Annotated in this window: 23 protein-coding genes, 2 pseudogenes and 2 riboswitches; of the genes and pseudogenes, 5 read left to right on the top strand and 20 right to left on the bottom strand. The window is 44.8% G+C overall.

Annotation, left to right across the window (positions count from 1 at the left end):
- Window positions 1–17: 17 nt before the first annotated feature.
- Complete coding sequence (locus AC622_RS06575; RefSeq protein ID WP_049670339.1) at window positions 18–1,673, bottom strand: serine hydrolase; 1,656 nt, start codon at window positions 1,671–1,673, stop codon at window positions 18–20.
- 360 nt (window positions 1,674–2,033) lie between these two features.
- Between AC622_RS06575 and AC622_RS06570 the strand changes: the two genes are divergently transcribed.
- The gene (locus AC622_RS06570; RefSeq protein ID WP_049670338.1) at window positions 2,034–2,420 is read left to right on the top strand and encodes a VOC family protein; all 387 of its coding nucleotides are present in this window, start codon (window positions 2,034–2,036) and stop codon (window positions 2,418–2,420) included.
- Between the two features lie 17 nt (window positions 2,421–2,437).
- On the opposite strand, the gene AC622_RS06565 is transcribed toward AC622_RS06570, so the two are convergent.
- The 3 genes and pseudogenes from AC622_RS06565 to AC622_RS06555 all read right to left on the bottom strand — a co-directional run.
- Complete coding sequence (locus AC622_RS06565; protein ID WP_049670337.1) at window positions 2,438–2,878, bottom strand: PH domain-containing protein; 441 nt, start codon at window positions 2,876–2,878, stop codon at window positions 2,438–2,440.
- A 59-nt stretch (window positions 2,879–2,937) separates the two neighbouring features.
- Complete coding sequence (locus AC622_RS06560) at window positions 2,938–3,615, bottom strand: hypothetical protein (protein WP_049670336.1); 678 nt, start codon at window positions 3,613–3,615, stop codon at window positions 2,938–2,940.
- Window positions 3,616–3,705: 90 nt separating this feature from the next.
- Window positions 3,706–4,125, bottom strand: a pseudogene (locus tag AC622_RS06555) (LysR substrate-binding domain-containing protein); the annotation flags it as partial.
- Between the two features lie 223 nt (window positions 4,126–4,348).
- Between AC622_RS06555 and AC622_RS06550 the strand changes: the two are divergent.
- Both AC622_RS06550 and AC622_RS06545 read left to right on the top strand, forming a co-directional pair.
- Complete coding sequence (locus AC622_RS06550; protein WP_049670335.1) at window positions 4,349–4,774, top strand: hypothetical protein; 426 nt, start codon at window positions 4,349–4,351, stop codon at window positions 4,772–4,774.
- A gap of 85 nt (window positions 4,775–4,859) precedes the next feature.
- Window positions 4,860–5,156 carry a hypothetical protein gene (locus tag AC622_RS06545; RefSeq protein WP_231589488.1) on the top strand — a complete coding sequence of 99 codons (297 nt, stop codon included), beginning with the start codon at window positions 4,860–4,862 and terminating at the stop codon, window positions 5,154–5,156.
- A 254-nt stretch (window positions 5,157–5,410) separates the two neighbouring features.
- Here the strand turns inward: AC622_RS06545 and AC622_RS06535 are convergent, their stop codons facing one another.
- Window positions 5,411–6,232 carry a GNAT family N-acetyltransferase gene (locus AC622_RS06535; RefSeq protein WP_049670332.1) on the bottom strand — a complete coding sequence of 274 codons (822 nt, stop codon included), beginning with the start codon at window positions 6,230–6,232 and terminating at the stop codon, window positions 5,411–5,413.
- A 70-nt stretch (window positions 6,233–6,302) separates the two neighbouring features.
- A pseudogene (locus tag AC622_RS06530) lies at window positions 6,303–7,170 on the bottom strand (GNAT family N-acetyltransferase).
- A 149-nt stretch (window positions 7,171–7,319) separates the two neighbouring features.
- Here AC622_RS06530 and AC622_RS06525 point away from each other — a divergent pair.
- The gene (locus tag AC622_RS06525; protein WP_049670331.1) at window positions 7,320–8,171 is read left to right on the top strand and encodes a DUF2785 domain-containing protein; all 852 of its coding nucleotides are present in this window, start codon (window positions 7,320–7,322) and stop codon (window positions 8,169–8,171) included.
- Window positions 8,172–8,190: 19 nt separating this feature from the next.
- On the opposite strand, the gene AC622_RS06520 is transcribed toward AC622_RS06525, so the two are convergent.
- From AC622_RS06520 to AC622_RS06455, 14 genes are all read right to left on the bottom strand, one after another.
- On the bottom strand, window positions 8,191–8,700 hold the full coding sequence (locus tag AC622_RS06520) for a hypothetical protein (RefSeq protein ID WP_156185573.1): 510 nt from the start codon (window positions 8,698–8,700) through the stop codon (window positions 8,191–8,193).
- Between the two features lie 163 nt (window positions 8,701–8,863).
- Window positions 8,864–9,262 (bottom strand): DUF2251 domain-containing protein, encoded by a 399-nt coding sequence (locus AC622_RS06515; protein WP_049670329.1) that lies wholly within the window; start codon window positions 9,260–9,262, stop codon window positions 8,864–8,866.
- A gap of 333 nt (window positions 9,263–9,595) precedes the next feature.
- Complete coding sequence (gene thiE, locus AC622_RS06510) at window positions 9,596–10,231, bottom strand: thiamine phosphate synthase (RefSeq protein ID WP_049670328.1); 636 nt, start codon at window positions 10,229–10,231, stop codon at window positions 9,596–9,598.
- Window positions 10,221–11,045 carry a bifunctional hydroxymethylpyrimidine kinase/phosphomethylpyrimidine kinase gene (gene thiD / locus AC622_RS06505; protein ID WP_049670327.1) on the bottom strand — a complete coding sequence of 275 codons (825 nt, stop codon included), beginning with the start codon at window positions 11,043–11,045 and terminating at the stop codon, window positions 10,221–10,223. The genes thiE and thiD overlap by 11 nt, the downstream gene beginning before the upstream one ends.
- Window positions 11,042–11,827: a hydroxyethylthiazole kinase gene (gene thiM, locus AC622_RS06500; RefSeq protein ID WP_049670326.1), complete on the bottom strand. Its 786-nt coding sequence runs from the start codon at window positions 11,825–11,827 to the stop codon at window positions 11,042–11,044. The genes thiD and thiM overlap by 4 nt, the downstream gene beginning before the upstream one ends.
- Window positions 11,828–11,916: 89 nt before the next feature.
- Window positions 11,917–12,016: riboswitch (TPP riboswitch) on the bottom strand.
- A 243-nt stretch (window positions 12,017–12,259) separates the two neighbouring features.
- Window positions 12,260–12,360, bottom strand: a riboswitch (TPP riboswitch).
- Window positions 12,361–12,408: 48 nt separating this feature from the next.
- Window positions 12,409–13,176: an aspartate/glutamate racemase family protein gene (locus tag AC622_RS06495; RefSeq protein WP_049670325.1), complete on the bottom strand. Its 768-nt coding sequence runs from the start codon at window positions 13,174–13,176 to the stop codon at window positions 12,409–12,411.
- 120 nt (window positions 13,177–13,296) lie between these two features.
- The gene (locus AC622_RS06490) at window positions 13,297–14,649 is read right to left on the bottom strand and encodes an aspartate aminotransferase family protein (RefSeq protein ID WP_049670324.1); all 1,353 of its coding nucleotides are present in this window, start codon (window positions 14,647–14,649) and stop codon (window positions 13,297–13,299) included.
- A gap of 19 nt (window positions 14,650–14,668) precedes the next feature.
- Window positions 14,669–16,135 (bottom strand): CoA-acylating methylmalonate-semialdehyde dehydrogenase, encoded by a 1,467-nt coding sequence (locus tag AC622_RS06485; protein ID WP_049670323.1) that lies wholly within the window; start codon window positions 16,133–16,135, stop codon window positions 14,669–14,671.
- Window positions 16,136–16,215: 80 nt separating this feature from the next.
- The gene (locus AC622_RS06480; protein WP_049670322.1) at window positions 16,216–17,448 is read right to left on the bottom strand and encodes a Zn-dependent hydrolase; all 1,233 of its coding nucleotides are present in this window, start codon (window positions 17,446–17,448) and stop codon (window positions 16,216–16,218) included.
- A 36-nt stretch (window positions 17,449–17,484) separates the two neighbouring features.
- Window positions 17,485–17,727 carry a hypothetical protein gene (locus AC622_RS06475; protein ID WP_049670321.1) on the bottom strand — a complete coding sequence of 81 codons (243 nt, stop codon included), beginning with the start codon at window positions 17,725–17,727 and terminating at the stop codon, window positions 17,485–17,487.
- A 20-nt stretch (window positions 17,728–17,747) separates the two neighbouring features.
- Complete coding sequence (locus tag AC622_RS06470; RefSeq protein ID WP_049672822.1) at window positions 17,748–19,217, bottom strand: NCS1 family transporter; 1,470 nt, start codon at window positions 19,215–19,217, stop codon at window positions 17,748–17,750.
- Between the two features lie 26 nt (window positions 19,218–19,243).
- Entirely contained in the window at window positions 19,244–20,662 is a 1,419-nt protein-coding gene (gene hydA, locus AC622_RS06465; protein ID WP_049670320.1) for a dihydropyrimidinase, read from the bottom strand.
- A 41-nt stretch (window positions 20,663–20,703) separates the two neighbouring features.
- Window positions 20,704–21,990, bottom strand: a complete 1,287-nt coding sequence (preA, locus tag AC622_RS06460) for an NAD-dependent dihydropyrimidine dehydrogenase subunit PreA (RefSeq protein WP_049670319.1) — start codon at window positions 21,988–21,990, stop codon at window positions 20,704–20,706.
- Window positions 21,991–22,049: 59 nt separating this feature from the next.
- A complete protein-coding gene (locus tag AC622_RS06455) occupies window positions 22,050–23,405 on the bottom strand; it encodes an NAD(P)-dependent oxidoreductase (RefSeq protein WP_049670318.1) in 1,356 nt (451 codons plus the stop codon).
- Window positions 23,406–24,524: 1,119 nt separating this feature from the next.
- Here AC622_RS06455 and AC622_RS06450 point away from each other — a divergent pair.
- Entirely contained in the window at window positions 24,525–25,118 is a 594-nt protein-coding gene (locus AC622_RS06450; protein ID WP_049670317.1) for a sugar O-acetyltransferase, read from the top strand.
- Window positions 25,119–25,389: the final 271 nt, after the last annotated feature.

Here is a 25,389-nt window from a genome sequence, read left to right as displayed (position 1 = left end):
CATTCCCTCCCTAATGTTTAATCATTTCTGCGCTCAAATCCATCTGCTTCAAATGTCAGCGGCTGTTTCTTGCCATGCTTCCCCTTTAAGCTCGCATCCTGTACATACCAGCCCCGTCCATTGACGCTTGCATCTGTCTTGTAGGAGAAACGGATGGATTTCGTCCCAGCGGGAATCTGAATTTTTTCCTTTTCCCAATCATCGCTTTTACCGGTAAATTGTTTCACGCTTGTATACGTCTTCCCGTCTGAGGATATTTCCACATAGCCGTTATCGCTTCCTTCTTCAATCCTGAACCAGGTGCCGAAGCTTAACTCCGCCTTCTCTTTCGTGTTCACCTTGGCAGTCAGCGTATGGTGCAATTGATCGCCATAGCCTGCAAACCACGTATGGCTTCCCTTCTTGACCTTCACTGGAATGCTGTCGCCGACCTCTCTGGCAAAGCTTCGCCTAATTGGATTAATAGAAGGCGTATTACGGGTCGGGTGTACTCGGTTTGTGAGAACAATGGCAATCGTTTGATTAGAAGGACTCATCACAAGTGCGGTTCCTGTATAACCTGTATGACCGGCAGAGAATGTGTCCGCAAGCGAATCCATATACCAGCCCTGATTCAGTTCAAAGCCAAGGCCATGTTCATTGCCCGGAAATGCGGTGTTATAGTTCTTCATAATCAAATCAATCGTTTTCTTCTTCAGAATGCGCATCTTGCCGTATTTCCCGTCATTCAGATAGGCATGGGTAAGAATCGCTAAATCCTTCGCTGTCGAGAAAACGCCGGCATGACCGGCCACCCCGTCAAGCGACCATGCATTCTCATCATGCACCTCACCCCAGACCAGACCGCGGCCAATCTTTGGCTGATATTCGGTTGCAGCGATACGCTGCTTTAGATTTGCGGGAGGATTATACATCGTATCCTTCATGCCAAGCGGCTCTGTGATTGCTTTCTTCACAAATTCATCCTGCCTGAGACCGCTCCATTTCTCCACCAAGGCTCCCAGTGTAATCATGTTTAAATCACTGTATAAATAGGTTGTCCCTGGTTCATTGATCAATCCATGACCTAGTACAGATTGAATGCGGCTTTCCCGCGTACCCTCCTCTGCATACAAAGCCTTCCCGGCCGCAAATCCAGACGTATGAGTCAATAGCTGCCTGATAGTGATATCCTCCTTGCCTTTTGCCGAAAACTCTGGCAGATGCATGGCAACAGGGTCATCCAGCTGGAAGAATCCTTGCTCATATAGCATCATGACAGCCGTTGTCGTAAAAAGCTTACTAATAGAAGCTACGTCAAATATCGTGTCTGTTTTCATTACAATTGGCTTGTCCATCTCGGTGAACTTATCGTCCGTATAAACAGCCGAATAGCCATAAGCATCCTTTTGAACGATATGGCCGCTTCTGGCAACAAAGGTGACTGCACCAGGGGTTAAGCCGCTCTCAATATACTGGCCGATTGCTTGATCAATATCATCCAGGGCCGACTGCTTCATGCCGGCCATTCGTGCACTTGAAGGAATGAGAATCGGCAGCATGCGTCCGGGCTCATCCCAATAATGGGCGGGCTCGGAATGTCCTTTTGCATTTGTCATCGTTTGACCTCCGGACGGAATAAATATAGAAACAGCAACCAAGGTGCTAAGCAGAATCGGGGTGGCTTTTTTCATATCGTTCCTCCTCTTTATTGAATTGGCATACGAACGGTTAGGATGGTGAAATGAAGACACGGGGGAAGGGTCTAATAGAGGGAGTTTCGTGATGGATTCCTCTTATTCAAGCATACAATTTGTTTACTTAATTTTCCATCTGACATAAGTACTTGTTTCCACCACAAGCCTTAGGTCTATCTATTGGGATAATCCTGTTTTTCGTTCAAAAATGACAGGCTTCCGCAGAATAAGCCCATTCTGAAGGCTTAGTGTGTCACTAAGAATATGTTCTTACTACTTCATCAGGATGGTTCTTTCCGCTTACACTCCCCTTCTATTGTTTACTTGCTATAATGGAATTTAAGAGGGAGGGAGAATATGCTTCATCATATCGAAATCAATGTTCGTAATTTAAAGAATTCGGAGGTATTTTGGGGATGGTTCTTGGAGGAATTGGGATATGAACCTTTCCAAAAATGGGATAAGGGATTCAGTTATAAAGAGGGGAATACCTATCTTGTCTTTGTGCAAACTGAAGAACGATTCATGGATATTCCGTATCACCGGGGACGGACCGGTCTCAATCATCTCGCCTTCACTGCTAAATCGTCCAAGCATGTGGATGAGATGACGAGAAAACTGAGGGAAAAGGGGATACCGATACTTTATGAGGACCGTCATCCTTATGCAGGCGGTTCTGAGCATTATGCTGTTTTTTTCGAGGATCCGGACAGGATAAAAGTAGAATTGGCTGCAAACCTATGAGCTTGCAGCCAATTCTTCTAAGCGGAATCGGTTTTAATATTTGCGTTTTGCTTTCTTAGTTGATGGCAGAACGCTGTTTGATTTTCTGGGGAAATAACAACGAAATGATGGCTGGCATAATGAATCTCTAATTTTTCCATAGACAAAGCGGGGGCAGTGAATGGGTTTCTTGTTTCTCTTATGCTATGGATTTCCTCAATCTTGATTCTCTTCTTATAGGGGCCATATTGAATAGTGAGTATATCCCGTTCAATGGTATAGCCCGTTTTGAACCAAATCCAGATGAGGAAGAAACCGATTGGGAGCAGGAATATGTTCCGAATCCATTGCTGGTCAAGGAATTCTGGTACCATCCAAACACCCAATTCCGGGAAGAAAATAGGCGGAACGATAAACATTATAGCAAACAGCCACAAAATGACCGTCATCCATCGATCTCTCTTGGATGGAAAATACATCTACACCCTTCCTTTCAAACAAGTATTTTCTACTTATGGCAGCTAGTTAACTTTTCAACTTATTCATCAAACTTGCTCGAAATATCTTCCACACTTGAGATTTCAGGAAGCTTCCCATGCTCGTCAGGGGAAATCATATAAGAGCCAGAATCATCCTTATGGCGAACAATCAATTCAACCCCATCTGCCCCCTTATTCTGCAAATCCTCATAATAATGGTAGATTCCTTCCTCTATCTTCTTTGCTTCCGATTCACGATAAGGTACTTTCAAATCCACATAGAGCGTTAACCATAACGTATCTTTCACCTCATCAATTGCTTGTGTTAGCAAAGGAATATGATTCACTTCCTCATTTCTGTATCCAACATTCAAATCAACCTTTTCCACATACGGGACATATTGATCGGCATGCCCCCATACAGACAGCCCTTTCTTTCGCCAAACTTCTTCCTCATAAAAATCTACGCTGCCATCTTTGGAATCCGGCCTCCACCAGGCATCAAAGGTGATGCCATCCTCTGCAGTCAGAGTCGCCGCATATCCAACCATATGCGTATAAAACCCATCACTCTCGATGATATGGATTCCGTATTTGTCCTCCATTTCCTCTTCCAGCGCCTTTGCTGCAGCCATCATCTGTTCCTCATCCCCATATATGGCCCGGTAGAAATAAATAGAACTGCAAACCAACAAGATCATCATGACGACTATGCCAATAAGCCATTTCTTCTTCATAAATTCCCTGACTTCATTGAACAACACATCTATTGGAATATTATTACACTTTAATTATACGAAACAATCCAATGAAAGAATAGGAGTTTCTCATAACCGATACGTTTTCAAAAATTCCATAAATTCGATGGTCTTCGCATCCCTTTCCTTTATGATTGCATATGTCCCGGCATTCGGAAGATTGGATAATGCATAGCAAGGCACTTCCATGACACTGCCCTCCAAGAGCTCCCTTCTGACCGTCGAGGCCGGCAAAAAGGAAACCCCAAGCCCTTCGATGATAAATCGTTTCGTAATATGAATCTGGGACACCTTCATCATCTTCACCTTTGGATATTTCAAACGGATTTGCTTCTTTAATCCCTCCCAATAAACGGGGTGATTAATCGTTAGAAGAAAATTCTTGATCAGCACCTTCTCATCAGGCATGGTGGCCATTTCAGCGTCCATGCCATCATGCCGGGCAATCAAGAGCACATGCTCATTGTAAAGCGTTTCGTAATGAACCTCCGAATGCTTCGGAACCTAGACTATCACTGCAAGCTAGCATAGTTGGCTGGATTGCTCACATCATCGAGCAGGCACAGAATAATGTCATCTTTAGACCAGAGTCTTTCTTCATTGCAATAAATGCATAAATGATGACGAAAAAGCATGTTTTCTAATTCGTGAAAACACGCTTTTTATTTTCCTGATTTTGGTATAGTGAAAAGTAAAAAGGAGAAAAAAGAGAATGGAAATCAGCACTCTATTAAGCATGAAGGATTATGGCTTTGCTTTCGTCAATATATCCGAACCGCGCACGAATGAAACAGCCTTAAGAATTACCGTCTACGGAAGTGATCATGACACCTCCCTGCTCGTGGCGCCGAATGAGCCTGTTACAACCATCCACATCGATTTCCCTTCCTATATCACCTATTCCGTTACCTATGATGATTACACACTTTGGGATGAAGATGCCGTCTTTCAGGGAGAATCCTTCCGGCTTTATCAACAATCATCATTCATGGATTCCTTTATTCGTTCATCCTGCTTAGAAAAGACGATTATCGAAAGCATGCATCATTATGGCATACACTGTATCGAGCATTCCATTGAGGTGCTATCGACTTCTGTACCAACAATAAAAGTTGTTCCATCCATAACGAAGGAATAACCAGTTATCTGTTCTCAACAGACAATCCTTATGCTAAACTAGTTTTATCAAATTTTACCATTTCTTTCAGAAAGGAGACCTTCTGTTGAGACTTTCCTTGGAATTGATTCGTATTTTAGCTATTCTTCTCATTATTGGCGGATTATTAAGCAGCATCGTATTTACTCTATATGCAAGTTTTGGCTTTGAGATAGCCAACACGAACGGCGGCATGCCTGTCGGGATAGCCATCCTTCTCATTCTCTTTGTCTTGTATAGAAATAAACTTCAATTCTCCGGTTTCTATAAAGGAAAAGGAATGACGAAGCTGTCTAAGAATGCGAGCATTTTCTTAGTATCTTGTGCTGTCCTTCTGCTTATTGCCGCTCCTTCCTTTGTCTAAAATCCAGCCTTCCATACAAGGAGATTCAGCTAATGAAAATGAAGAAAACGCCATTTGGATGATCAGTATGATAATAACAATCATCACTGCCTTAATGAATGTGAGCTCCAAAGAAACCGGGGGAAGTATATATGGCTTCCCCGTTGATATCGCTGAAACATATCGGAATCCAGGTATGTCACTACATGTATGGGGTTTCCTGCTCAATCTGGTCTTTTTCTATTTTATTCTTCAGCTTATTTCAAGGATATTCTTTAGAACCAAGGAATAAGCTTGGCACCGCATGCCTTTTCATAAAATTCAATCGGTCCAGCTTGTTCGATTACAGCATAAGCATAGCCTCTGTCAGCCATGTCCATTAAGCTGCGATGCAGCAATTCTTTTCCGACTGAATGTAAACGAATGTGGTTTGAGGTTCCCATTGGACCAAACATCCCTTTCTTCTCTACATCAAAGCATGCAAAACCTATGATTTCCCCATTATATTCCGCAAGAAATACGGAAAGTTGACCGCTGGCAGGAAGATGATTTATCCGTTTGATCCAGCGGTCGCCAAATTCACTCTTAATGAACTGTTTCAACTCCGGAAGATCTGCATGCACTGCTCTCCGGATGGAATTCTTATACCCTATATGACTTTTGCTCTGATATTTTCCGAGATGAACAACCATATCCCTAGGCACACAAGCAATATCGATAATAGCTTCTTTCATTTCCTCGGTTAACCAATCATTTAAGCTTGAATCGGTTTCTAGAATGCTTTGAATGATATGGCCTTCATTTATAAGGGTTTGACGGTAGTACTGTCTTTTTTCGTCTGCTTTTTCTAAGACAAGTGATAAATTGGACTGGCTAGCCCTCCCCTTATCCTTTTCATCTTGCTCTTTCATGAAATTCAGAAATTGATTCCCTAATTGCTTATGTAAATAGACATGTAATTCCCCGCAAACGCCTGCAGCTTCCCTGCAAGCGGCGATGAACAAATGATGGTGTTCAATCACATCTTGATTATATTTAGCAGCTAATTGAAGAATTCGTTTGCTCCGTTCTGTTAAATGATAATGAGCTCGTTCCATTCCATTTGCCCCTATTCTTTTAAAATCATCAAATCAAAAATCAACCGTTATAGATACCAAAAAAGAGTCCTTATTTGTTCCCTTCTCGTTCATACACTTCAAGCAGTTTTTCTACAGAGATATTATTGATCGTCATTCCTGTTATGTCACTGTCCGTAATTTGTAAATTTCTTAAGTTACTGCTGCTAATCTTCGTTCCTTGAAGGTCACATCTTTCAAAAAAGAGCGGTTTCTCATCTTCCCCAAGATTTGTATCGATAAATTGGACGCCCGCTAACGTAACAAACCTCAGTTTGCTGTAGGATAGGTTTAAATCGGCATAAAATGAATGCTTTAAATTAATATTTTGAAACCTTGAGTGACTAAGATTACAGTTACTTATATGCATATTCATCAGGTTACTGTTCGTATATGAACTCCCTTCCATATTCACTTGATAATACTCGTTTTTTTCCATTTGGCAGCTTTCATATTGGGTTTTCGAAAGGACTTTATTTACAATTAGCTTCTCTTCTCCGGCCGCACTTCCTTTTCTCTTTATGTAGCAGTATTCATCCTCGGTTTTAAAGGTAGTCTCGTACCCCATCTTCTCGTAGAAATGATGATTGTTCACTTGTCTGCTGGAAGTCTCAAGATCCCAGGTTCTCACCCTTGGAAATTCCTCTTCTATTAATTCCATTACTCTTGAACCGATCTTTCTCCCCTGGTAAGCTGGATCAACGAATATGCGGTCTATCCTTCCAAAGGACTTTCCTGTTATCGTCACAATGATGCCGCCGACAATCACTTTGTTATATACTATTTTGTAATAAACTAATTCTTCCATCATATATCTAGTCATCTCAATGGAAGAATATCCAGGAGGTTGAAGATTGTAATCTCGCATTTCTAGATTAACTGACCATCTCCTTGCTTTTTCATCAAAGGTTTTTTTTCATTATTTCTGTTAGCTTTTCAGCATCCCAAATAGCTGCTTTTTCAATCGAAATCAATAGTTTATCCACCCTTACTTAATATTTTTTTGAGCAAGTTGACTGCTTATTAAGCAGCACCATTCCAGAATTAACGATATGAAAAGGAGAAACCTATGAAGACACTTGCTGCCGTAACACCCCTTGAGGAGCAACAACTATACGAAGCATTAAAGCACTTTCAAGAGGAAGGAAGACTACCAAAACATATACATAAGAATGTGCTCATTAAATCTATGCTCACTCATATCGGTACACCGAACAGTGAGCTAAGAGACCAATTAATATACGGTTCTTTCTGTGAGCTAAGCCTGAATAACCAAATCGAGCATGAACTATATATCGAATTAGCTGAGTGTGGTGTAAGTGATGCCTTCTTGTTTCAAGGCATTGGCGAATGCGGCACAGATACCGTTTTTACGAGATCATTTACAACCCTATTACTCGCGCTCATCCTGTATAAAGATAATGAAGAGAATTTCTTGCCTCAAGGTATATTGGATAAGATTAAGGAAAATATGATTCTTTACATAAACGCTGAAAGGGATTTAAGAGGATTTGTCCCTAAGAAAGGCTGGGCACACAGTATTGCCCATGCTTCAGATGTTGTAGATGAACTCGCCAAAAGCAAAAAAATTGACCAGGAATCGAGATTGGCTCTATTACATTCACTTTTGGATAAAATCTATGTACATCAAAGCGTGTATGTACATGATGAAGACGAAAGAATCAGCAACGCCATCATTTCGTTCCTTCATAATGGAGTCAGCCCGGAAGAAGTAGCAGCGTTAGTTAGAGGAATGCCATCAAAGCTTCACGAAATAAAGAAACAAGTAGAAGAAGAAAACTATTGGTTCCTCTATGCTAACTGTAAGACCTTTTTGAAAAGCCTTTATTTCGCAATCAATGGGAGGGATGAACTGCCTACCTTGCAAAAGGAAATTGAAAGCTGCTTAGCTTCAGTCTAATAAACTTCAAAAAGAATCATTACTGTGCATGAAATTTGTCATATAGCTCGTCAAATCGTTTTTTCAGCAGGGTGATTTTTGATTCAGCTGAAAGGATATCGAGCACATCATTATTCACGTATACTAAGTACTCTTCATTATAAAAACAAATATAGAGGGGCATATGTCCTCGCATAAGCTTCAAGAAATATCGGTAGATTTCCGATGCCCTCAGGCTATTCACCTGCGTATAAATGATATAGGCATCCAGATCATCATTCCAGCTCTTTTCATTTTTCCAGTTCGTGATTTCAAGTAGCTTGCCTAACCCCAATCTTTCTCTTTGAACACCTAATTCCGTTTCATAGCCGGAGATGAAGACACAATCAAGGTTTTCGCCACTATCAAACATATGGTAAAAAACCTGCTTTAAGGTCCCTGGATTTTGCTGAAAATCTGACATCGAAAAACGGATTCTTTCTGAATCATCTACTTGAAAAAACGGTGTTATTCCAGCTGTAAAATCTATCGGAAATGGCTTAATATTCATGATTTCACCCATTCTTTTTATCATTGCTCATACATAAAAGAAAACGGACAGGTCTCAAACTAACGGGTTCTGTTTTGAAGAAAAGCAGGCAATTTTGTAAGTGAATCAACATAAAAAATGCTTGGAGCATCTTATCTTCAAGCATTTTTTTAAGGTGACTTTATTAATTCTGTACGTTGAAATTGAGAGGTTCGCCTAAATTTGATGGTATTCCCTCTTCCCAAATCTTTAATGAAATCGAGACTATTATATTATTGTGCCTTGGTGCATTTAGCTTTCGTTTTGACAATAAATCAAATATTCCCCAACACTCTCCATCTACAATCAGGATAGATTTCATAGAGTCCTCAGACCAAATAATATCTACTTTTTCACATTCAAAAATTGAAGGAGATATTTGATTATAAATCCAAAGGGCATCAGCAATACCTACCATTTCCCCGTCAGAAGACAATGGGCAAAAATATAAGTATCCAGTCTCTCCGTCATCCTCAAATACACACAGCCACTTACCATCGGGAGATACCCCATCAACAACAAAACTTTCTTCTTGATTACTCATTAGACTCGCCCCTAAAAAACAATATATCGTTAAACAAGCTCACTTTTTTAATTTTAACATAAATATTCAGAAACTTTCTTATCATTTATAGTACGCCAAATCGCATAGTAGTTAGCTTTAGAACATGTACACTGACAATAACTTCTGTCACCTTACCATAAAGGGGGGATTCGTGAGGTAAAACATCCTTAATTGCACAGTAAACACTGATATATCAACAAAAAGACGCAGCCCAATTCAGTTGTGAATAGGACTGCTAATTTGTATGCGAATTTTGTCTTTGTACTCGAAAACCGAAACCGTTAGTCTCAAACCTGTCCGTTTATTATTTCTCTACAATACGGATAATTCCTTCAGTCTTTTAATATCTTCCTCAATATGGTCACTCTCGCATATCCACGAAATCAACGCCACTCCATCGGCACCAGCACTGCGCGGAATATGAGCGTTTTCCCCTGTCACACCACCAATTGCGACAATTGGCAAATCTGGATATAGGATTTTCGTTTCTGCAATCAAGGCAGTCCCAGCAGGAGGAGGCGCATTCTCCTTCGATTTGGTTCCAAAGACTGGACCAATCCCGACATAATCAGCTTTCGCGCGATAGGCGATCGCCACTTCTTCTTTCGAGTGGACAGATACCCCGAGCCACTTCGAGCCAATCCGAGCGCGGACTTCATCTACCCTTCCGTCCTCCTGCCCGATATGAACACCATCTGCATCCAGCTCAAGCGCCAAATTGACATCATCATTGACAATAAACGGTACTTGATACTGCTTGCATAAACGATGACATTCATGAGCCAATCTCTCGTATTCTATTCCCGTTCTTGCACGCTTGCCCTTTTCCCTGAATTGGAACATGGTGATTCCGCCCTTTAAGGCTTGCTCTAAAACTTCAAGAGGGTTTGCTTCCTTGACATTAACTGACCCCATCACAAAATAAACCTGCAGCTGTTCACGCTTCAATGATTTCCACCTCACATTTCTCCTTACTTTTTCTATAAGCAAAATGATTCGTCGGTCCACTTCCGCTTCCGAGCCCAAGCTCCTGCTCAATTGCCAGCTGGATAAATTGCTTTGCTGCTACGATAGACTCTTCCACCGTCCATCCCTGTCCTAAGAAGGCTGTAATGGCTGCAGAAAAGGTACAGCCTGTCCCATGGGTATGCCGAGTTCGGACACGCTTGGTTGTCATTTTAAACGAATGACCGTTCTCAAAGTACACGGCGTCCGTTGCAAAATCCGGGTCATCAACATGACCGCCCTTCATGACAACACAGTTCGCCCCAAGCTCAAGCAAATGCTCAGCCGCTTTTGCGATTTGATTCTCATTGTGGATTTTCATTCCCGTCAGTACCTCTGCTTCCGGTATATTCGGCGTAATAACCGTACTAAGCGGAATCAAATGCTCCCTTAGGTCACGGACAGCCTCCATTCCAAGCAGCTGCTCGCCGCCCTTGGCAACCATGACAGGGTCAACGACAAGCTGCAAATCTTGCATTCTGAGAATCTCCGCTGTTTCACGAATAATCTCACTTGAAGCGAGCATTCCTGTTTTAGCAGCCTGGACAGGAAAGTCAGAGAACACAGCCGCTGCCTGAGACCGGACAAATGCTGAGGTCGTGGCAAATATATCATGAACACCCATCGTATTTTGAGCCGTTAAGGCCGTCACCACAGATGTTCCGAAGACACCCAGCTCCTGAAAGGTCTTCAAGTCAGCCTGTATGCCTGCTCCTCCGCCGGAATCTGACCCGGCAATCGTCATCACCACATTCATGCTTCCACCCTCCCATTCGCTTGGATAAATAATTGATCCAGAAAGGCAGCTTGGAAGGATGCAGGAGTTGAGCTTTGCTGATACGCTTCCTCACTCGCCCGCTTATAAAGAGACAATCCTTCTGCAAGTCTATCTAATCGATTTTCTGTATGGACAGCCAATAGCGCAGTACAAACCGAACTGAGCAAACAGCCGCTGCCCGTAACCTGCGTGATGATCGGATGACCGCCGCTAACCCAGCGTCCTTCCACCCCATCCGTTAGATAATCCCGTTCCCCCGTCACAATCACGAGGCACTCATATTTCAAGGCAACCTTCTTAGCCTCCTCCTCAAGGTCAATCGTCCCCGTGCCGCTGTCCACACCCTTCTGCTCCCATGCAGCTCCAGAAAGTGCTGCGAGCTCACCAACATTACAGCGAATCGCATCTACATGAACTTCATCAAGAAGCTCTCGAACGGTGTCCTTCCGATACAAAGCAGCCCCGACCGCGACAGGATCGAGCAATACTGGGATTTCTCGCACATTAGCGGCCCTGCCCGCCTTTAGCATTGCCGTCCTCATCTGTGGATTGAGTGTCCCGATATTGATGGAAAGGGCCGATGCCGCCTTAATGATCTCCTCCACCTCATCAGGGCCATCCGCCATCACAGGTGACGCCCCAATTGCCAGCAGGCCATTTGCCTGCAGATTAGCTGCCACATAATTCGTGATGCAATGAATGAGTGGATTCCTCTCACGTACTTGGGTGAATACATTTGTTCCTCCAGATAAATCGTTCATCTTCTCTCCTCCATTTTTTGATGGACGCAAGAAAGAAAAAAGCCCTTCTATCTCACTAGCAAGAATAAAAGGGCTTAAGCATCAGTATACGCCTGATGACCATTGCTCCCTACGCCAGTATTAACTAACAGGTTCTAAGGGTCAGGTTTTAACCTTCTCAACTCTAAAAGAGTCCCCCCGCAATCAAATGATTTATTTAGTTTTAGGAAACATCCCAATAACTCCTCGGAGTTATTGCGGCGAAAAGTTGTTCGGGCTCCGCCCGAAAACCTTCCTCTCAACTTTTCTGCCATCCGCCGGAGGCTTTTACTTTATTCAGCAGGAGTTTGCACTCGCCCCTGAAGCCTTCTTTCAACTTGCATTGAGTTTGCCATAAAAAGCTGAATAAAGTTAAAAGCTCTCCAAAACAAATGGAGAGCTAAAGTATACAAAAACATATTATACGATGCTCCCTACGCTAGTGTTAACTAAGTCAGGTTCTAAGGGTCAGGTTCTACCTTCTCAACTCTAAAAGAGTCCCCCTGCAAATGATTTGATTGGTTTAACCTTAACAAATGTTCCTAATTTTTTCAAGATTACATTCAAATAAATCCATAATAAGGACTCTGACTATTAGCATCATGCGCCCACCGGATAAGTGTCATGAAATCAATTACTGGCAGCTGCACGGCTTGTTGAATGGCATAGGCACAGGGAGGAAGATCGCTGCATTCCAGAAGAATGGCTCCAATTTCCGGATGTTTTTCTGTCATTTCAGTTGCCTTGCTGACAACTTCATTACGAAGCCGATCGTTATGGAATGCACCAGCACCATTTGAAATGGAAGAAAACTCAGCTCCCTTGCTAAGATCTCCGATAATCAGGTTGGATTCATCTGTAATCCCGCAGCTTTTTAAAAGCGCATCGGTCAATCCCTTTTCATAAGCAGTTAAAATACCAATCTTTTGCCCTGGCTTCAGCCCTATCTGAATCATATTCAACTGGACCAAACTGGATAAGTAGACAGGGATATTGAGGGCACTTGCAGTTTGAGCCTGAAAATTTCCGAAGAAGCCGCAAACGCTAGAAATCACCTTTGCCCCTTCACTCTGCAGCTGCAATGCAGCCTCGATAATCCTCTTCTCTAATGAAGAATCCCCATTTAAGAGTCGCTTTCCTGTACAGCAAGGAACTAATTTATAGTGGACGGGAAACGGATAGCTTGAGTAGTTGGCGACATTACCGGGAATGACGGGATAATTGTTTCCATCGGAATAGAGGATGCCGACAGCAAAACCCGTTACATAGCGCCCTTTTTTCTGCTCAATCTGCCCTGAATGCATGCCTGGGCCGATATAACCGTATTTCATGAGATGTTCTCCCCCTTTTGTGACAGAGTTAGTTTCTGACGGAGGAGTTCATTTATACAGCATCAGTTAAACCTAAAAAAAAGAACCCTCATATGTGGGCTCTTAAGTGACTAAACCATTCTATATGTTGGCGATTTCCTCCGAAATCACCCTCACGATCAACCCAAGCTCCTCTTCACTCACACAAAGCGGCGGCGCCAAGGTTAATATATTATTGAACCCCGCAACCGTTGCTCCATTCTTCCCAATCAACACACCTTTTTTCTTGCATCCGGCAATAATTTGATTGACATGCTTAATGTCGAGTGGTTCTTTCGTTTCCTTATCTTTTACAAGTTCGATTCCGATGAGAAGACCTTTGCCGCGGATACTGCCGACATTAGGATGTTCGCCGATTGCTCCTGCGAGGTCTTCCCTTAATTGTTTTCCTAGCTTTTTCGAGCGGTCGTACATGCCCTCCTGTTCCATGATTTCAAGATTCTTTAGCGCCAGCGCACAGGCGGCTGGATTTCCGCCGAATGTATTGACGTGTCTGAAATAATCATATTCATCCGTTCCCTTGAAGGCTTCATAGATTTCCTTTCGAACAGCTGTCGCTGATAAAGGCAGATAAGCGCTCGTGATTCCCTTCGCCATTGTGATGATGTCCGGCTTCACCCCATAGTTCATGAAGCCAAATGGTTCTCCTGTCCTGCCGAAGCCGCAGATTACTTCATCGACAATTAGCAAGGCCCCATGCTTCTCACAGACTTCCTTGACGCCTGCCATATAACCGTCAGGCGGCATAATGACCCCGCCTCCAGTGATGATTGGCTCCATGATAACACCGGCGATTGTTTCCCCGAGCTCCCATGTCATAACTCGGTCCATTTCCTGTACGGATTGAAGTTCCTGCGGCTTGGTGTCCGCTATTTCTGGTGAACGGTACGTATCGGGCGGAGCTACGTGAATAAAGCCCGGGGCAAGCGGTTCATATTTATATTTGCGCTGAGCCTGCCCGGTTGCAGCCAGAGCGCCCATGGAGTTGCCATGGTAGGAACGGTAGCGGGAGATGAATTTGTAGCGCCCATGTTCTCCCTTTTGCTGATGATATTGCCTAGCAATCTTGAAGGCTGCCTCGTTCGCCTCCGATCCGCTGTTAGAGAAGAAAACGACATAATCACCGCCAAGCATCTCGTTTAACTTCTCCGCCAGTACAATTGCCGGTGCATGGCTTTGGCTGAGCGGAAAATAAGCCAGGCGTTTCAATTGCTCATAGGCTGCTTCCGCCAATTCCTCCCGGCCATATCCAATATTGACACACCAAAGGCCTGCCATTGCATCGAGCAGCCGGTTTCCATCAGCATCCGTCACCCAGCAGCCCTTTGCCTTGTCGGCAATCACGGTAGAATCCGGACTATACGGCTTCATCGAATGCCATACATATTCCGCATCCTTAGCCAGCAATCCTGTCTCTTCCTTCACTTCCGTCATGATTCATCCCCCTGTCCGCTTAATAGTCAAACCGTGAAGTGATCATTTTCTTGCGTGTATAGAAATTGACGCCGTCCTTCCCATTTACATGGAGATCTCCATAAAAAGAATCCTTCCAGCCGGAGAAAGGGAAAAAGGCCATTGTCGCCGGAACACCGACATTAATGCCAAGCATGCCTGCATCTGCCTCTTCCCGGAATTGCCTGACAGCCCTGGCATCCTTCGTATAAATAGTTGCTCCATTCCCATAACGTGATTTCCGAATGAACTCCAGTCCTTCATCAAGTGATTCCGCCCTGAGCAGACTTAGGACAGGTCCGAACATTTCTTTCTTGGCAATTGTCATCTCCGGCTTCACATGGTCAAAGATGGTCGGTCCCATGAAATATCCTTCCTTCAGCTCATCTGTCCCTTCCCTGCCATCCCGGATTAATTTAGCGCCCTCTTCCAGACCTTTATCAATATAGCTGAGTAATTTCTCCTTTTGTGATTCCCGGATTACTGGTGTTAAGAGGACATCCTCCTCCAATCCGTTTCCAACGACCAATTCATCTGCCTGCTTTTTCAGCTCCTTGACAAAGTCTTGTCCTTCACCAACCACGACAACCGCACTGCAGGCCATACAGCGCTGGCCAGCGCTTCCGAATGCTGAGCTGATAATATTTCCGGCAGCCTTTTTTATATCAGCATCGGGCATGACAATATGATGGTTTTTCGCACCGGATAAAGCCTGCACCCGTTTACCATTTGCTGCTGCGCGGCTGTAGACATATTTGGCGACCGGCTGCGACCCGACGAATGAAATAGCCTTGACATCCTCATGGTCGAGAAGACCATTTACAACATCATGAGCCCCATGTACGACATTCAGCACGCCCTTCGGCGCACCTGCCTCTGTGAACAGCTCTGCGAGACGATTCGCAAGCATAGGCGTTCGTTCAGACGGCTTTAAGATAAATGTATTTCCGCATGCAATAGCGAGCGGGAACATCCAGAGCGGAACCATCATCGGGAAGTTGAAAGGCGCGATTCCGCCAACGACCCCATGCGGATAACGGAACATCTCAGAGTCGATCTCTTCAGCAATTGAGGATAATGTTTCTCCCATCATTAAGGTTGGCGCACCAGCGGCAAACTCAACACACTCAATCCCTCTTTGAACCTCCCCGTATGCTTCCTTGTAAGCCTTCCCATTCTCAGAAACAACCAATCTCGCGAGTTCCTCATGGTGCTCCGTCAATAGATAATGAAATTTATAAAGAATCCTCGCCCGCTTTGGCACGGGAACATAACGCCACTCCTTAAAGGCTTCCTTTGCCGCAGCCACGGCCTTATCGACATCCTCTGCCGTTGAGATTGGCACCTTTGCCAGAACTTCACCTGTTGCTGGATTCGGTACATCAATGGAATTCGCTCCGCTCGGGTCGACCCATTCCCCATTTATATAATTCTTCAACACGAGTGTTTCCTCTTTAATCATTGACATGTGCTCCCTCCTAGTCTCTCTTTTTCCGTAAATTTCTACCCGGATTTATACATACATTTATTTGTCCAGCACTGCGTTCATTAAATGGATTGCAGCTCCATAACCGCTTCAAGCAGGACATTTACCCCGTTTTCACATTCCTCCCAGGATGTCCGTTCAACCTCGGTATGGCTCTTGCCGTTTTCACTGGGTACGAACACCATGGCCGTTGGGATATAAGAGGCGATGAACTGGGCATCATGTCCGGCTCCGCTCACCATCTGCTTGGAAGAGATTCCGAGAGTTTGAGCCGCTTTTTCAAGCGTCCCACATAACTGCTCATCAAACATGACAGTGTCCCGGCCCCATAGCTTTTTAATTCCAACCTGACAATCTTGCTGGTCAAAGCTTTTTCCTACATTTCTTATGATGTCTTCTACCTTCGCCATCACGGCTGGATCTTTATGTCTGGCCTCTAAAGAGAAGATAACGGAATCCGGAATGACAGTATGAATATTCGGGTGAACAGTCATTCTGCCCATCGTATAGACGAGTTCGGCATCGAGATTTCCGAGCTGCTCCCTGATAGCAGTGATGATATCATTAGCAGTAAACAAGGCATCCTTCCGCATGGTCATAGGAGTTGTTCCGGCATGATCAGCCTCTCCCTTAATCGTCCATTCATAACAGACCATGCCGACAACACAGCCGACAATGCCAACGGAGATTGATTCCTGCTCCAAGATAGGGCCTTGTTCAATATGCAGTTCCAGGAAAGCTCTGCCCTCCTTCAAACGCTCTTTTTCATCCCCGTCATAGCCAATTGCCTTTAATGCTTCGCCAAAAGTCGTTCCATTCACATCCTTCTTTTCAAACATAATCTCTTTATCAAATTTTCCTGACAGGATACCTGAGGCCATCATAGACGGCTCGAATCGGGCTCCTTCTTCATTCGTGAAATTGACAATGGTGATTGGATAGCGCGGTTTTATATCATTTTCTACAAGGGTCCTCACAACCTCAAGCCCCGCCGCCACACCAAGCACTCCATCAAATCGGCCGCCCCTTTTGACAGAATCCAGATGAGAACCCATTACTATTGGCGGTCCTCCTTCTGTCCCTTCAAGGGTTGCGTACATATTTCCGAGGTCATCATATGTAACCGTTAACCCAAGCTTTTCGCAGCAATTCCGCAAGTAATGGCGGGCCAGACGGTCCTCCTCTGACAGAGATAAGCGGGTGACGCCATTGTTCTCCGTCTTGCCGAATTCCGCGAATTTCTCCAATGTCTCTTTTAATCTCTTTCCATTGATTAATAGTTTTTGTCCTTCCACTCTAGCGCCACGCTCCTTTATGAAAATGACTAAGACTTAATTCTGAACTGTGCTGGTTTTCGCTTGATTCTCCATCATCTTGACGGAGAAATATTTCCTTGCATCCGGGGTGATGATATGGAGTATATGCTTTTCATATGCTCCTCCGGCATCTTCTCGTTTTGTAAATTCCACATATGCCCCGTCCAGGTTTTCCGTTACCCGCTGAATCGTGAAGCCCTGTGCAAGAAATGAATCAATTCGTTTGCGTTCCTCTACATACTTTGCATAATCTGACATGTATAATCCTCCCATCATGCTTACTCCGGAACTGCTTTTGCCCCTAGGGGCGGATCAGGGTCAGCTTCACTGATTTCCCAATCCCTTCCGGCTGTAATTCCAAGAAACTTCTCATCACTCGGATCTTCAATTTCCGCTTGCGGATACATCTTGAACCACCAATATTTAGCGAGTACATAATAAAGGAAGGCCCCGCAGGCAAACCCGACAAGCGAGGAATAGGCCGAAAGCACGTTTGCAATGCCTCCGCCGATAATCCAGGCAATGAACCCGGCAAAATTGATTCCTTTCCAATACTTAAATTGACCTTCTAATTCATAGAGGTCCGTGACATGGACACGTCTCTTGCGAAGCAAATAATAATCGGCAAACAGGATACCGACAATGGCGGTCAGGATTCCACCGATGATGAGCAAGGCAGAGTTCAACACTTCAAACAGGCTCCATGGCTGTGCCACAATCCCAATCATACCGGCAATAATAACGCCTACCCAAAAAGGCACTTTTGGTCCGCCGACATTAGAGAAGATTGTTGCGGCCGGAATAACATTTGCCGATGTATTAGTCGACCACTGCGCCAGCACAATCATCAACAAAAGGACACCAAGTACGATGCCGCCCGCTGATTCCTGCAAGGCAATAATCGGATCTGACGTACCAACAGCCATGTAAGATACGGCCCCTATGACAATCATGAGTGTATTAAAGATTGGCATCACGACAATACTTCCGAGAAGCTGCGTCTTATTGCGCTTAAACCAGCTGCGTTCATGTCTTGGGGCTTTAAAAAACCTGGACAATGATGGCATATCAGCAGCGAGAGTCGCCCAGAAGCCCATATTGGCCATAACGACAATCATGAAGGCCGTAAAGGCGGAGCCCCCGGCAGCCGGGCTTTCCACCCATGACCAAATATCCTTGCCGGCACTAGCCGCCTTATCAGCAAGCGTAATATACATCCAGCAGGAGATAAGGATAATAATTGGGGCAGCAAGATCCGCAAACCGTTCAATTGATTTGATTCCCATTGCGGTATTGACCAACTGGAAGACCGTGAATAACAGAAAGCAAAGAATCCAGTTATCAAAGCCAAACAAAAGGTTCAGCACAGCATTGATGGCTGTTGAGCCAAAATACGTGTTAATCCCGAACCAGCAAGAAGCCGTTATCCCCCGGACAATAGATGGGATATGCGTTCCGATGGTCCCAAAGGGTGCTCTCATATAAACAGGAAAAGACAGTCCATGTTCAACGCCAATATCCCCAATGATTGTCATTAAAATCCCAATGGCGACAGACCCAATAACAGTTGCCAGAATAACCGTCCCAAGCGGAAGCTGAATGATTCCACCCCCGCCGATGGCAAACGCAGCAAGCACAATCGCCATTCCGACCCATATGACCGCAAAGCCAAATGGCCCGATCTTTCGATTCTCATAACTAATAGGCAGCAAATCTGGAGACTTTAAATAATTTGGCTTCTTTTCCATTAAGGCACCCACCCTTTATTCATTTTTTAATTAGACGGAACAGCGTCCTCCTTCTGAACTAGCGCTTCATTATAGTTCGCCCGCTTAATGTATTGGCCTCGGCCAGGCTCTGCGACGAATTCCTTATCCTTAATGATATAGTCTCCACGTGATAACACCGTGACAGGCTCCCCTTTAACCTTCATTCCTTCAAACGGATTATAATCAACCGCCATATGATGGGTTTTGGCAGACAGCACTCTCTCTTTATTCGGGTCGAAGAGGACAAGGTCCGCATCTGCACCGACAGCGATAGTCCCTTTCTTTGGATAGAGACCAAATAGCTTTGCTGCCTTTGTTGAAACGAGGTCAACGAATTGATTAAGGCTGATTCTTCCTTTCTCGACTCCCTCTGAATAAAGAATGCTCACCCGGTCCTCAATCAGCGGACCCCCATTTGGTATCTTCGAGAAGTCACTCTTTCCGAGATCCTTCTGCCCGTTAAAATCAAAGGAGCATTGGTCAGAGCCGATAGTTTGCAATTGACCGGATTTCAGTGCGTTCCACAGGCTTTCCTGATTCCATTTCTCCCGAAGCGGCGGCGACCAGACATATTTCGCCCCCTCAAAATCAGGCTTCTCCAAATAGGATTGATCAAGCACTAAATACTGCGGACATGTCTCTCCCCATATATCAATTCCTTTCGCACGAGCCTCGGCAATTCTCTTTGCCGCATCCTCACAGGACACATGAACAACGTATAATTGTGAATCAGCAAGACCTGTCAATGTTGCCGCTCTTCCTGTCGCCTCACCTTCCGCCTCCGGAGGTCTTGTGAGTGCATGAAAAATCGGCTCTGTATTCCCTTCCTCAAGCGCCTTTTTGACCAAATAGTCGATAACATCGCCATTTTCTGCATGAACCATTACCAAGGCTCCTAGTTCCTTTGCCGTTACTAACGTCTTGAATAATGTCTCATCATCTGCCTGGAATTGATTTTTGTATGCCATGAAAACCTTAAAGGAAGTAATGCCCTCCTCCTTAGAGATAACCGGGAGCTCTTTTAAAACACTTTCTGTCATTTCGACAATTTGCAAATGGAAGCTGTAATCGATAACCGCCTTGTCCCTGGCTTTGTTATGCCACGTCTCGACGGCATCCTTCAGCGGCACTCCCTTGCTCGTCAAACAGAAATCAATAATGGTTGTCGTCCCACCGAAAGCGGCCGCCCTTGTTCCCGTTTCATAATCATCCTTTGTGACCGTACCGCCAAACGGCATATCCAGATGGGTATGCGGGTCAATACCGCCAGGAAAAACATAATAACCTTCGGCATCAATCACTTCTGCATCCTGGCTCGTAAATCCGTTTCCAATCGAGGTAATGACCCCATCATTGATTTCGATGTCTGCCCTGTACGTATCTGAAGCCGTTACAATCGTTCCATTTTTGATGATTTTTTTCATGCGATTCCCTCCATTTGTTTTCTCTCTTTTGGTCAAGCTGATTACTTTCCAATGACATCTGGCTGAATGGCGCTGAAATTGACAGCTGCCTGGCGTTCATTCCACGTCATCGGTGGCAGGTCTGTCGGCAATTCAATCATATTAATCGCATCATCCACCGGACAGACAATCGAGCAGAGATTACAGCCAACGCAATCCTCTTCCCTCACTTTGACATAGCTTGCGCCTGCCTCATCCTTCAATAAGTCAATGCATTGATGCGACGTGTCCTCACAGGCAATATGACATTTATTGCAATGAATACAGTTGTCCTGGTTGATGCGGGCCACAATCTTATAATTGAGGTCCAGATTGCCCCAGTCCGAATACTTCTCAACCGACTTCCCAACAAGCTCCATTACCGAACCGATGCCCCGGTCATCCAGATAATTAGAAAGACCTTCAATCATGTCTTCAACGATTCGGAACCCGTGGTGCATCGCTGCGGTACATACCTGCACACCGGTTGCCCCCATGAGTATGAATTCAACCGTATTCTGCCAGTTGGAAATTCCGCCTATCCCAGAGATTGGGATGTTGATACGGGGATTTCGAGCACATTCTCCGACCATATGAAGGGCAATCGGCTTCACTGCTGGGCCGCAGTAGCCGCCATGAGCTCCTTTTCCTCCAACATGCGGGACCGTATTCCACGTATCAATGTCAACGCCGGCCAAGCTGTTGATTGTATTAATCAGGCTGATGGCATCTGCCCCTCCGCGAACGGCCGCCTCAGCTGTCGCAGTGATATCCGTGATATTTGGTGTAAGCTTGACAATTACTGGCGTCGTTGCCACCTCCTTCACCCAATAAGTCTGGCGTTCGACCAGCTCAGGGACCTGTCCAGAGGCAGCTCCCATCCCCCTCTCAGCCATGCCGTGGGGACAGCCGAAATTCAATTCCAGTCCATCAACTCCCACAGCCTCCACCCGCTTGACAATTTCATGCCATTTCTCCTGCTTCGGTTCGACCATGAGTGAAGCAATGATAGCATGGTCTGGAAAGCGCTTCTTCGTTTCATAGATTTCCTTCAGGTTCACATCAAGAGGACGATCTGTGATCAATTCGATATTGTTGAAGCCCGCAACCCGCTGTCCGTTGAAGCTGACAGCGGCAAAGCGGGAGGAAACGTTGAGAATCGGGTCTCCAAGAGTCTTCCAGACGGCTCCTCCCCACCCCGCTTCAAAGGCCCGCTGAACCTGGTAGCCGGAATTCGTCGGTGGTGCGGACGCCAGCCAGAAAGGATTGGGTGATTGAATGCCTGCCAAATTAATCTTTAAGTCTGCCATTATATAAACCTCCCTATTGTTTTACTGCTTCCCTGTCCCCCTCATGACCTGAAAAGCAGCTATGCTGTCACACTCGCAGCCGGTGATAAAAGCTTGTGAATGGCATAAGCTGCCTCTTTGCCTTGCTGAGCAGCAGATACAACCATGGCCTCTCCCTGTCCTTTACCGAATATACAATCCCCGCAAGCCGATACCTTTTCATTTGATGTTCGATAAGTTAATGGGTCAATGATGGAAACGCCATCCTCATGCTTTACATTAAATTGCTCAATTAAACTGACATGTCTTGATTGGCCGATGGCTTTGATAACGATATCTGCCTCAATGATGAAGTTCGAGCCTTGCACAGGAATCGGCCGCCTGCGCCCGTCAGGTCCCGCCTGTCCTAATTCCATACGGATGCATTCCACTCCGCTCACCTTTCCTTCCTCATTGGCGAGAATACGGACCGGAGCTGTCAGCCATCTAAACTCAACCCCGTCCTGCTTGGCAAATTCATATTCAAACTCATAGGCTGTCATCTCTTCCTTTGTTCGCCTGTATAGAATCTTCACATTATCCGCTCCAAGCCGGACTGAGCAAGTTGCTGCATCAATGGCCGTATTGCCGGCACCGATGACGACTGCCTTCTTTCCTCTCAAATCACATTGCTCAAGAGCTTGCTTCGTCTCCTTCACAAATTCAATTGCATCACGGACGCCTTCAAGCTCCTCTCCGTTGATGCCGAGGTCCGGTACATTTGACATACCGGCAGCGAGCAGCGTGTAATCAAAATTCTCCAGGATTTCTTCCGCTTGGACATCGACTCCCACTCTTGTGTTTGTTCGAATCTCCACACCAAGGCCCTGGACCTGGTCAACCTCCCAATATGAAACTGCCTGCGGTAGCCGGAATGACACAATACCATATGTATTTAAGCCGCCCGCCTTCTCCTCTGCCTCAAACACGACTACTCGATAGCCAAGCAAGGAAAGCTCACGCGCAGCCGACAAACCGGCTGGTCCTCCGCCAATGATGGCCACAGATTTGCCATTTGGCTGTCCTGCCTTGAAGAGGAGCTGTTCATTCTTCATCGCCCAATCTGTCGCATAGCGTTGAAGATTTCCAATCATGATTGGCTTGGTTGAGTGATTCAATACGCATGCCCCCTCACAAAGCTCCTCGGTCGGGCATACACGGGCACAGCTCGCTCCCATTGGATTGGCGGTCATGATTGTCTTTGCAGCTCCTCGTAAATTATGCGTAGAGATTTTCTTAATAAAAGCGGGAACGTTAATGCTAGTTGGACATGCTTGAATACAGGGAGCATCATAGCAATACAGGCAGCGTGCTGATTCCTCCGCCGCCTCCTGATGGGAAAGCCCATGATTCACTTCCTTGAAATTGTCGAGAATTGCCTTCTCAGGTTTACTCATGCAAAAACCTCCTCTTTTTCATTTTGAAAATAGGAATGCAAAATAAAGTCGGGCATGGATGTACCGAACAAAGCTTCTAACATATGCTGCTTTTTGTTAATGGATTGAAAAATAACGAGAATGCTGGTGATTTATATGATTCTTTGAATAGAGAGGGTGTTTCCTTTAAGCCTGTCCTAATACGAAAGTGACAACTTCGAATCGGTCTTCTTAGAAACATTTTGTGTAAAGATAAACGGAAGAAAAGGAATAGAGCTCCTTTTAGATGTGGATGACGTGTCGCATTGCTTATGTAAAGAAAAATGACACGACTTATAAGATATGATTGTTAATTATATCGTAAACAGAATATTTAGGAAACTTTTTCCTATAAAATAGGATATAAGCACTAAATCAAAACGGGAGGAATGAAGAGGATTGTCGTTTATTGTTAGATTTTCTCACAATGTTTTGTCGATATTTTTATATTCTTCTTACCTTAGATAGAAGATTTCTATCTAATCCCATTAACCAATAAATGACACAGCCATTATAAGCGAGGTGGAGAACTAGATGGTATCTATGAAAAAGATTCACATTCTATCCTTGTTCCTTTTAATCGCACCACCTGTTCATGCCTTATCTTGGTCAACCTCTTATATTGTTTGGGATGGATTAGTTTAGGAGGCCAAACTGGAGGAATATGCTGAAGAAAGTAAGAGTGGTAGGAACATAGAAGAGGTAGAGACCAAACCGGACGAATATACAGGGGAATAGGAGGGTCATGCCTCCAACCATTTTCCAATCGGGATAACGTATTATGCCATAAAAGGCATCTCCACTACAAAATCAATTGCCGTACAGGGGCAGCGGGTGGATCAGGGCAGACTTTATCCATGAAGCCCCATTTCACCTCAAGGTTGTTTTAAAAAGCTCTGTGTTTCTTCCTTCATTCATCCTCGCTGTCTTCATCATACTAATCATGATTTCCCTTAAGAAGAGGAGACTAGATCATTGAAGGGAAGCTTAACAACGTCTTTGGCGGTTCTTCTTGCGGCTCTCGTCCCCAAGGTCTGTACAGTCCTGCCTAATATCCCTATACTTGTTTATACTAGAAACTAACATGACGGAGAGAACCATATGAAAATGACTGAATTGATGAAACAAACAAAAGCGTACAATGCAGACCATAAAGATATGCCGAACCACCTCCAAGTTAAAGCGAAAACCTTATGCTGGGAATATAATCAAACCCGGCCGGATGAAGGAGAAAAGAGAGCCTCTATCTTAAAGGAGCTTTTCGGGACTTATCATCCCCTGACCTTTATCGAGCCTTCCTTCCGCTGTGATTACGGCTTCAATATCCATACGAACGGGCTGACCATCATCAACTACAATTGTGTGATTCTCGATACTTCACCGGTTCATATTGGTGCAGATGCATTCATCGCACCGGGCGTATGCATCGCCTGTGCGGGCCATGCCATTGACCCAGAGCAGCGCGCACAGGGAATCAGCACATCTAAGCCCATCACCATCGAAGAGAAAGTATGGATTGGCGCCAATGCAACGATTTGCGGAGGCGTAACCATCGGAGCTGGCAGCATCATCGGTGCCGGCAGTGTTGTGGTGAAAGATATTCCTCCCGGCGTGATTGCTGCAGGAAATCCATGCAGAGTACTTAGGGAAATCACCGAAGAGGATAAATTATCTCCTCAAGATTGGATGCACTAGCACACAAGAAGCCACGTATCAGTTTGAAGCTTCATAAACAATCAAGACTAGGTGAACCTCTGATTGTCAGGATTTGAAAATATGAAATAGTTATTATAACAAGCCTTACCTCAAGGTCCTTTTCGCTAGAGGCAGGGCTTTTTTTCATGCTTTGACACGCTGCTGTTTGATAAGTCTGTTCTTTGACAGACTGACTCACCCTTTCATTCGTGCTTCTTCTCATTCTCTATAGATGCTTACCAGCCATTGTCTTTTTTTAGCGCCTCGGCTA

Source organism: Bacillus sp. FJAT-27916 (assembly GCF_001183965.1).
Classification (GTDB): domain Bacteria; phylum Bacillota; class Bacilli; order Bacillales; family Pradoshiaceae; genus Pradoshia.
Note: the sequence above shows the minus strand (reverse complement) of the source record. Positions and strands in the feature narration are given on the sequence as shown.

What these genes read in the sequence shown, in the direction of transcription:
- AC622_RS06575 (WP_049670339.1), bottom strand. Translation starts at nt 1,673, where the DNA reads ATGAAAAAAGCCACCCCGATTCTGCTTAGCACCTTGGTTGCTGTTTCT.
- AC622_RS06570 (WP_049670338.1), top strand. Translation starts at nt 2,034, where the DNA reads ATGCTTCATCATATCGAAATCAATGTTCGTAATTTAAAGAATTCGGAG.
- AC622_RS06565 (WP_049670337.1), bottom strand. Translation starts at nt 2,878, where the DNA reads ATGTATTTTCCATCCAAGAGAGATCGATGGATGACGGTCATTTTGTGG.
- AC622_RS06560 (WP_049670336.1), bottom strand. Translation starts at nt 3,615, where the DNA reads ATGAAGAAGAAATGGCTTATTGGCATAGTCGTCATGATGATCTTGTTG.
- AC622_RS06550 (WP_049670335.1), top strand. Translation starts at nt 4,349, where the DNA reads ATGGAAATCAGCACTCTATTAAGCATGAAGGATTATGGCTTTGCTTTC.
- AC622_RS06535 (WP_049670332.1), bottom strand. Translation starts at nt 6,232, where the DNA reads ATGGAACGAGCTCATTATCATTTAACAGAACGGAGCAAACGAATTCTT.
- AC622_RS06525 (WP_049670331.1), top strand. Translation starts at nt 7,320, where the DNA reads ATGAAGACACTTGCTGCCGTAACACCCCTTGAGGAGCAACAACTATAC.
- AC622_RS06520 (WP_156185573.1), bottom strand. Translation starts at nt 8,700, where the DNA reads ATGAATATTAAGCCATTTCCGATAGATTTTACAGCTGGAATAACACCG.
- AC622_RS06515 (WP_049670329.1), bottom strand. Translation starts at nt 9,262, where the DNA reads ATGAGTAATCAAGAAGAAAGTTTTGTTGTTGATGGGGTATCTCCCGAT.
- thiD (WP_049670327.1), bottom strand. Translation starts at nt 11,045, where the DNA reads ATGAATGTGGTGATGACGATTGCCGGGTCAGATTCCGGCGGAGGAGCA.
- thiM (WP_049670326.1), bottom strand. Translation starts at nt 11,827, where the DNA reads ATGAACGATTTATCTGGAGGAACAAATGTATTCACCCAAGTACGTGAG.
- AC622_RS06495 (WP_049670325.1), bottom strand. Translation starts at nt 13,176, where the DNA reads ATGAAATACGGTTATATCGGCCCAGGCATGCATTCAGGGCAGATTGAG.
- AC622_RS06490 (WP_049670324.1), bottom strand. Translation starts at nt 14,649, where the DNA reads ATGACGGAAGTGAAGGAAGAGACAGGATTGCTGGCTAAGGATGCGGAA.
- AC622_RS06485 (WP_049670323.1), bottom strand. Translation starts at nt 16,135, where the DNA reads ATGTCAATGATTAAAGAGGAAACACTCGTGTTGAAGAATTATATAAAT.
- AC622_RS06475 (WP_049670321.1), bottom strand. Translation starts at nt 17,727, where the DNA reads ATGTCAGATTATGCAAAGTATGTAGAGGAACGCAAACGAATTGATTCA.
- AC622_RS06470 (WP_049672822.1), bottom strand. Translation starts at nt 19,217, where the DNA reads ATGGAAAAGAAGCCAAATTATTTAAAGTCTCCAGATTTGCTGCCTATT.
- hydA (WP_049670320.1), bottom strand. Translation starts at nt 20,662, where the DNA reads ATGAAAAAAATCATCAAAAATGGAACGATTGTAACGGCTTCAGATACG.
- preA (WP_049670319.1), bottom strand. Translation starts at nt 21,990, where the DNA reads ATGGCAGACTTAAAGATTAATTTGGCAGGCATTCAATCACCCAATCCT.
- AC622_RS06455 (WP_049670318.1), bottom strand. Translation starts at nt 23,405, where the DNA reads ATGAGTAAACCTGAGAAGGCAATTCTCGACAATTTCAAGGAAGTGAAT.
- AC622_RS06450 (WP_049670317.1), top strand. Translation starts at nt 24,525, where the DNA reads ATGAAAATGACTGAATTGATGAAACAAACAAAAGCGTACAATGCAGAC.